The 1,954-nt window shown below is 35.9% G+C and carries 1 pseudogene; it reads left to right on the forward strand.

Features of this window, described 5'->3' with window-relative positions:
- Nucleotides 1-471: 471 nt before the first annotated feature.
- A pseudogene (locus AC1DJR_RS28145) lies at nucleotides 472-1,857 on the forward strand (ribonucleoside-diphosphate reductase subunit alpha); the annotation flags it as partial.
- Nucleotides 1,858-1,954: the final 97 nt, after the last annotated feature.

Below are 1,954 nucleotides of genomic sequence, written 5' to 3' on the forward strand. Positions count from 1 at the left end.
CGCCGCAAGTGGTGTAGTACCTGTTATGAAATTRCTTGAAGATTCGTTTTCRTATGCGAATCAGTTGGGTTAACTTTATGGCTCAACTATAAAACCRGGTCAATTGCTGGAACGCCTGAGTATATCAAGGTAGGATACTACGAAGAAATTACGTAGCGAACCCTGAAAATCCAAGATTGCAGGAAATCAGCAGCCGAGCTCCTAAATTTATTAGATAAGGAGAAGGTTCAACGACCAAGTGGCTATGTAGGTGACTAAGTAGCTCGAACCTGGCTTCTCAAAACAACCAAATTCAAAGGGTGTATACAGTTATTATAGTTTATGCCATATTCATGTGCATCAAACATATGATAAATGGTTAAATGAAGAATTTGGCGAGAAGAAGATATGGTCTGAACTCTATAGCGATATAGAGAGGATAGCAGAAATGACTATCCCCCATACGTTTTGACGATATGGAGTAACAATATGCAACGAAAAGGTGCAGGTGCAGTATACTTAAACATTTTCCATTGGGATATTATTGAATTCCTTGATACTAAAAAAATCAATGCCGATGAGAAGAGCCGTATTCAGTCTCTATCAATCGGAATTATCGTTCCAAGTAAGTTCTTTGAACTTGCTGAGAAAAACGAACCTTTCCATGTTTTCGCGCCTTATACAGTATTTAAAGAGTACGGAAAACATTTAGATGATATAGATATCGACGAAATGTACGATGAATTAATGGGCAATCCGAAAGTGAAGAAGAAGCCATTAGATATTAGTGCGCGTGATATGCTGATTAAAATTGCTATGATTCAGCTTGAGTCTGGTTACCCATACTTAATGTTTAAATCAAATGCAAATAACCAGCATCCACTGAAGGATATTGGAACTGTGAAGATGTCGAACTTATGTACAGAAATCTTCCAGCTACAAGAAACTTCTGAAATAAATGATTACGGTACAGAAGACATTATCCGTCGTGATATTAACTGTAACTTAGGATCGTTAAATATCGTAAACGTAATGGAAAATAAAGAAATTCGTGAAGCAGTTCATGCGGGAATGGAAGCTTTAACAGCTGTTTCTGATATGACGATCATTCCGAATGCCCCAACTGTGAAAAAAGCAAATGATGAGCTTCATTCAGTTGGACTTGGAGCAATGAACTTACACGGATATTTAGCAAAAAATAAAATCGCTTATGAAAGTGCAGAAGCGAAAGAATTCGCTCGTACATTCTTTATGATGTTAAATTACTACTCGATTGAGAAAAGTATGGAAATCGCTAAAGAAAAAGGCGAGACATTTAAAGACTTCGATAAGTCTGATTATGCAAACGGCACATACTTTGCAAAGTATGAAACGACAGATTACAGCCCAGTAACTGAAAAAGTTCAGCAATTATTTGAAGGAATTCATATTCCAACAAAAGAAGATTGGACAAGTTTAAAAGAGCAAGTACAGAAGAATGGTTTATACAACTCATATCGTCTTGCAATCGCTCCGACACAATCGATCAGTTACGTTCAAAATGCAACTTCAAGCGTAATGCCGATCGTAAATCAAATTGAATCAAGAACATATGCGAATGCGACAACATATTATCCAATGCCGTATTTATCAAAAGATACGTTCTGGTACTATAAATCTTCTTATGATATGAATCAGTTTAAATTAATTGATTTAATCGCAGAAGTTCAAGAACATATTGACCAAGGAATTAGTACAATTCTTTATGTTAATAGTGATATTTCAACACGTGAGTTAGCACGTTACTACATTTATGCACATAAAAAAGGCTTGAAGAGTCTTTATTATACGAGAACACGTAAATTAAGCGTGGAAGAGTGCGTGGCTTGTACCGTTTAATATAAAAAATGAGACATTATGAGCAGGGTTTTTCTGAACCCTGCTCATGCTTAGTTATCAATTTTTTATGTTTATTTAGAGAAGGGGCGATTTAATG

The sequence above is a fragment of the Bacillus sp. 05T31 genome (assembly GCF_056396725.1).